The 5,771-nt window shown below is 68.6% G+C and carries 5 protein-coding genes and 1 pseudogene; 1 reads left to right on the forward strand and 5 read right to left on the reverse strand.

Features of this window, described 5'->3' with window-relative positions; translation table 11 throughout:
• Window positions 1-323, forward strand: a pseudogene (locus VFG33_RS02915) (LamG-like jellyroll fold domain-containing protein); the annotation flags it as partial.
• 57 nt (window positions 324-380) lie between these two features.
• On the opposite strand, the gene VFG33_RS02920 reads toward VFG33_RS02915, so the two are convergent.
• From VFG33_RS02920 to VFG33_RS02940, 5 genes are all read right to left on the reverse strand, one after another.
• The gene (locus VFG33_RS02920; RefSeq protein WP_325022077.1) at window positions 381-1,628 is read right to left on the reverse strand and encodes an MATE family efflux transporter; all 1,248 of its coding nucleotides are present in this window, start codon (window positions 1,626-1,628) and stop codon (window positions 381-383) included.
• Window positions 1,625-2,401 (reverse strand): WecB/TagA/CpsF family glycosyltransferase, encoded by a 777-nt coding sequence (locus tag VFG33_RS02925; protein WP_325022078.1) that lies wholly within the window; start codon window positions 2,399-2,401, stop codon window positions 1,625-1,627. Before VFG33_RS02925 ends, VFG33_RS02920 begins: the two co-directional genes overlap by 4 nt.
• Window positions 2,398-3,384: a GDP-mannose 4,6-dehydratase gene (gene gmd, locus VFG33_RS02930; protein WP_325022080.1), complete on the reverse strand. Its 987-nt coding sequence runs from the start codon at window positions 3,382-3,384 to the stop codon at window positions 2,398-2,400. Before gmd ends, VFG33_RS02925 begins: the two co-directional genes overlap by 4 nt.
• Window positions 3,381-4,325 (reverse strand): GDP-L-fucose synthase family protein, encoded by a 945-nt coding sequence (locus tag VFG33_RS02935; protein WP_325022081.1) that lies wholly within the window; start codon window positions 4,323-4,325, stop codon window positions 3,381-3,383. The genes gmd and VFG33_RS02935 overlap by 4 nt, the downstream gene beginning before the upstream one ends.
• The coding region (locus VFG33_RS02940) for a sugar transferase (protein WP_325022083.1) at window positions 4,325-5,771 on the reverse strand (1,447 nt) is incomplete at its 5' end. The genes VFG33_RS02935 and VFG33_RS02940, both read right to left, overlap by 1 nt.

Below are 5,771 nucleotides of genomic sequence, written 5' to 3' on the forward strand. Positions count from 1 at the left end.
CCCGCTTCACCAACCTAGGCGCCGGCGCGGTACCGCTCGGACCGGTGTTGCCGACGTTGACGAGTACGACGGTGGGACAGGTGAAGGCGACCGTCCAGACCTCGCTCGACAACGACGACATCACCCTGACCTACCGTCTGCTCCGCAGCGGCAGCAACACGGTGGTCGCGACGACGACAGCGAACTCCACCTTCTGGAGCCGCCCGACCGTCACCCTCACCGACCCGACCGCACCCTCGGGCACCTCGCAGATGTACCGCATCGAGGTCTACGACGGCCACACAGCCGTCCGCGGCGGCTTCTCCACCATCACCGTCCGCTAAAACCCTTACGTCCGAAGAACTGGCGGGACGTCCCTCCAGTTCTTCGGACGCAAGCGGCTAGTGGTTCCGGCGGTGGGCGACTAGTGCGCGGTGGGCTTCGGACCACCAGAGGAGCACTGTGCAGAAGGCGGCGGTGGCGAGGCCCCAGGCGGCGCCGCGTGCGCCGCCTAGGTAGGCCCCTGTGAGGCCGGCGGCGATCAGCGCCACCGAGGAGATCAGCCGGGTGCGTAGACCCCGTCCCGCGGCTGCCAGGGCGCGGAGGATGGCGAACGCGCCGGCGTTCGAGGCGCCGAAGGCCTGGAGCAGGATCACCGGGACCATCACGGAACTCGCCTCGGCCCAAACACCTGGCCCGAGCAGCTCACGCCCGACGGCTTCGGGGAGCAACAGAAAGACAGCTCCCCAGGCGAGTGCCCCCGCACCGACCCCGAACGAGATCACCAGCCCGACCCGCCACAGCCGCCGGTACGAATGCCTCAGCGCCCGAGCGGCCTCCGGTACTGCGATGACGCGGATCCCCTGGTTCAGCACATTCACCGGGCCGAGCAGGACCTGGGCTCCCCGGATCCCCGAGACCGCCGCGATCCCCGCCACAGCGGTGATCCCGAGCATGTACACCTGGATCGTCCCGCTGACGGCAAGCATCTCCCCCACGTACTTCGGCGTGAGATCGCGATGCGTCTTCAGCCAGTCGCGAACCAGCTGGAACCGTGGCATCACCCCGGCCTGGAACCGCCCGACGACCGCGGCGACCACGGCACCCAACCCCCAGGCGAGCGTCAACGAGAACGCCGTCGCCGACCCGGTCAGATAGAGCCCGGCGAAGATCACCCCCATCGCGACCAGCCAGACCAGGTCGTTGAGGAAGGCCCGGCGCCCTTCCCCGATGACGAAGAACGCCCAGCGCCAGGCGTCCTGGAGCAGCAGCCCCGGCATCGTCACGGCGAAGGCGATCAGCATCCCGCGCGACGGAACACCTGGGAACGCCGCAATGGCTAGTCCGATCAGCAAGGCGACCACGCCGACCAGGGAGGCGGTCGCAGTACTGGCTCTGACTGCTTTCTCCCAGGCCGGGCCGCGGTCGCCGGAGTGGCGCACCGCGAGCGGCTCGGTGGCAACTGCTCGGGAGACGTTCAGGGCGATCGTGTAACCGCCGAAGGCGAGTGCGTACACGCCGAAGTCGGCGACCGTGCTGCTGCGCGCGACAAGTACACCTACCGCCAGGTTGCTGAGGCTGGACAATCCCTGGTCGGCAAGACCCCAGCCCGCGCGACCCGCCGGGCCGGCCAGTCGGCTGAGCTTCAACAAACCGGCCGCGGGGGCCGGCGCAGAATGCCCAGACTGAAGCGCGGGATCCCCAGCACATAACGACGCCACAGCCGCCGCGGCTCCTTGTAGAGCCGGTAGCTCCACTCCAGCCCGGACCGCTGCATCCAGCCCGGCGCACGATCCAGCCGGCCGGTGTGGAAGTCGAACGCGGCGCCCACTCCGATCAGGATCGCGGCGTCCAGCCGGTCGCGGTGCTCAGCCATCCAGCGCTCCTGCTTCGGCGCGCCCAGCCCGACCCAGATGATGTCCGGCTTCGCCTCGTTCAGCCGGTTCACGACCTCGGCGTCCTCGGCCTCGCTCAGGGCCCGGTACGGCGGTGAGTAGACCCCGGCGACCTTCAGCTCCGGATGACGGGCGACGAAGTTGTCCCGCAGCTTCTCCGGAACCCCTTCGGCACCGCCGTAGAAGTACTGCGACCAGCCGCGCTCGGCCGCCACGGCCATCACCCGCTCGAGCAGATCCGGCCCACAGACCCGGGCCATCCGCTCGAAGCCGGCCCGCTTGCCGGCCCAGACCAGCGGCATCCCGTCGGCCAGCGTCAGGCCGGCGGTGTTGTACAGCTCAGTGAGCCGCTCGTCGGCCCGGGCACACAGCAGCGCGTTCATGTCCGAGACGCAGACCAGGTGCCGCTCGCCCTGGGCGATCCAGCGGTCGAAGGTCTCGACGGTGTCGTCCATGTCGGACACGCTGATGTGGATCCCCAGCACGTCCACCCGCGCATGCGGCACAACGACCAGCTCGGCAGTCATAAGTCAGTCCTAGTCAGTGCAGCGAGATCCGCGTCCATCATGATCCGGACCAGCTCCGGCATGTGTACCTGTGCTTTCCAGCCGAGCTCGTCGAGCGCCTTCGATGCGTCACCGATGAGTGAATCGACCTCGGTCGGGCGCTCGTACCGCGGGTCGTAGTCGACGTACTTCTCCCAGTCCAGCCCGACGTGGTCGAACGCCTGCGAGACGAAGTCGCGCACCGAGTACGACGTCCCGGTGGCGACCACGTAGTCGGCCGGCTTGTCGTGCTGCAGCATCAGCCACATGCCCTCGACGTACTCCGGTGCGTAGCCCCAGTCGCGGCAGGCGTGCAGGTTGCCCAGGTAGAGCCGCTTCTCCTGACCGACCTTGATCCGCGCCACCGCCCGGGTGATCTTGCGGGTCACGAAGGTCTCGCCGCGCCGCGGGCTCTCGTGGTTGAACAGGATCCCGTTCACCGTGAACATGTCGTACGCCTCGCGGTAGTTCCGGGTCATCCAGTAGCTGTAGAGCTTGGCGGCCCCGTACGGCGAGCGCGGGTAGAACGGGGTCTGCTCGTTCTGCGGCGGCGGGCTGGCTCCGAACATCTCCGAGCTGCTGGCCTGGTAGAACCGGCAGTCCAGCCCGATCATCCGGATCGCCTCGAGCAGCCGGGTGGTGCCCATCCCGGTGGTGTCGCCGGTGTACTCGGGCTCGTCGAAGCTGACCCGGACATGGCTCTGGGCGGCCAGGTGGTACACCTCGTCCGGCTGGATCGACGCCAGCAGCGTGACGAGGCGCGACCCGTCGGTCAGGTCGCCGTAGTGCAGGAACAGCCGCTTGTCCTGCTCGTGCGGGTCCTCGTACAGGTGGTCGATCCGGTGCGTGTTGAAGGTACTGGCGCGCCTGATCAGGCCGTGCACCTCATAGCCTTTGGCCAGCAGCAACTCGGCCAGGTACGAACCGTCCTGGCCAGTGATCCCCGTGATCAGGGCCTTCCTCATACATCGCCTCTCAGCTGCTCGCGGTACCAGGCGTAGGTCTCCGCCACGCCGCGCTCGATCTCGATGGCGGGCTTCCAGCCCAGGGCGCTCAGCTTGCTCACGTCGAGCAGCTTGCGCGGGGTTCCGTCCGGCTTGGACGGATCGGTGCCGATGGCACCGGCATAGCCGACGACCGCGGCAACGATCCCAGCCAACTCGCGGATCGTCAGGTCGGTGCCGACGCCGACGTTGATCGGCCCCGGCTCGTCGTAGTGCTCCAGCAGGTGCAGGCTCGCGTCCGCGAGATCGTCGACGTGCAGGAACTCGCGCCTCGGCGTCCCGGTCCCCCACAGGACGACCTCGGACGCGTTGCTCTCGACAGCGTCGTGGAACCGCCGCAGCAGCGCGGGCAGCACATGGGAGCTGGTCAGGTCGAAGTTGTCGTTCGGCCCGTACAGGTTGGTCGGCATCGCGGAGATCCACGGCAGCCCGTACTGCCTGCGGACGGCCTGAACCTGCATGATGCCGGCGATCTTGGCGATCGCGTACGCGTCGTTCGTCGGCTCGAGCTCACCGGTGAGCAGACTCGACTCCTTGATCGGCTGCTCCGCGAACTTCGGGTAGATGCACGACGACCCGAGGAACAACAGCCGCGGCACCCGTACTGCGAGGGCCGCGTCCATCAGGTTCACCTGGATCCGCAGGTTGTCGCTGAGGAACTCGGTCGGGTGATCCCGGTTCGCCAGGATGCCACCAACCCGCGCGGCCGCGTCGACCACCACCGCGGGCTTGTGCTCAGCCAGGAACGCGAACGTGGCGTCCCGATCGCGCAGGTCGAGCTCGGACGAGGTGGCACCGATCAGATGGGTGAAGCCGGCAGCTTCGAGTCGGCGCCAGATCGCCGACCCGACCAGTCCCCGGTGGCCCGCGACATAGACCGGTGACCGTGGATCGATGGTCATCAATAGGCTCCCGCGCCGTAGATCACCGCACGCAAGGTCTTCCAGAGGATCAGGAGGTCCAGCGTCATCGACCAGTTGTCGACGTAGCGGAGGTCCAGCCGGACCGATTCGTCCCAGGACAAGTCGCTGCGCCCGCTCACCTGCCACAATCCCGTGATGCCGGGTTTGACCAGCATCCGCCGGGAGTCGTCCGCGGCGTACAGGGCGACCTCCTCGGACAGCGGCGGGCGTGGACCGACCAGGGACATGTCACCGCGCAGCACGTTGAACAGCTGGGGCAGTTCGTCGAGCGAGAAGCGGCGGATCCACCGGCCGAGCGGCGTCATCCGCGGATCGTCCCGCATCTTGAAGATCACGCCGTTGCCGTCGCTCAGCGCATACAGATCGCCGAGGCGCTGCTCGGCATCGGCGTACATGCTGCGGAACTTGAGCATCGTGAACTCGGCACCCGACCGGCCGACCCGCCGCTGGCGGAACAGCACTGGTCCTGGGCTGGACACCCGCACGGCCACCGTCAGACCGATCAGCAGCGGGGCCAGCAGCAGGATGAGACCGAGAGCAAGCACCCGGTCGAAGACCGCCTTGATCAGGTGCGGCCCACCGCTGACCGACGGCCGCTCCAGGTGCAGCAGCGACAGGCCGGCGGCCGGGCGCACGGAGATCCGCGGACCGGCGACCTCGATGATTCCGGGGGAAACGATCAGTTCGACGCCGCGCTGCTCCAACGCCCAGGACAGGCGACGCAGGGACTGGCCGGCCAGGTCGGGGTCGGTCGCCACGGCGACGACATCCACGGTGTGCCGGTCGACCGCGGCCAGGATGTCGGCCTCGTCCAGCTCTTCGGGCTGCAACGTCCCGGCCGAGCGCTGGTCGCCGCGCGGCCGGCAGGTCGCCACCACCCGGAACCCGTCCGTCGGCCGGCTCTCCAGGTGCTCACACAAGGTCGCGGCCGGACCGCTCCGGCCGACCACGAGCACCCGATGCAGACAGCGTCCACGCAACCGGTGCCGGTGAAGGTCTTTCCGGAGCCCGTAGCGCAAGAACAGCGCGGCCCCGACTGTCACCGGGATGGCCAGCACGACGAAGCCGCGGGCGATCTCGGTTCTCGTCGCGTACGACGCCATCGCCACCGCGGCCGTCAGTCCGACACCCGAGCGCAGCAACGACCGGAACTCGTCCGGGCCGGCGCCGAAGTACCGCGAGTCGTAACCCCTGGACGCCGCGACCACGGCCACCCAGGCCAACGGGAGCAGGCTGCTGATCACCAGGTAACCGCTGCCCACGTGATAGCCGAACCGGGTCAACAGCGCCACCGAGATGCCGATCATCGCGGCCAGCAGATCACCGCCCAGCGCGGCCCAGCGGTAGACCCCGACCCAGCGCGGCTCTGTCCATCGCGACGGACGGGGCACGACGGCGTGCACCTCGTGCGGCACCACCCACACC

This window comes from Kribbella sp. (assembly GCF_035687465.1).
Lineage (GTDB): Bacteria > Actinomycetota > Actinomycetes > Propionibacteriales > Kribbellaceae > Kribbella.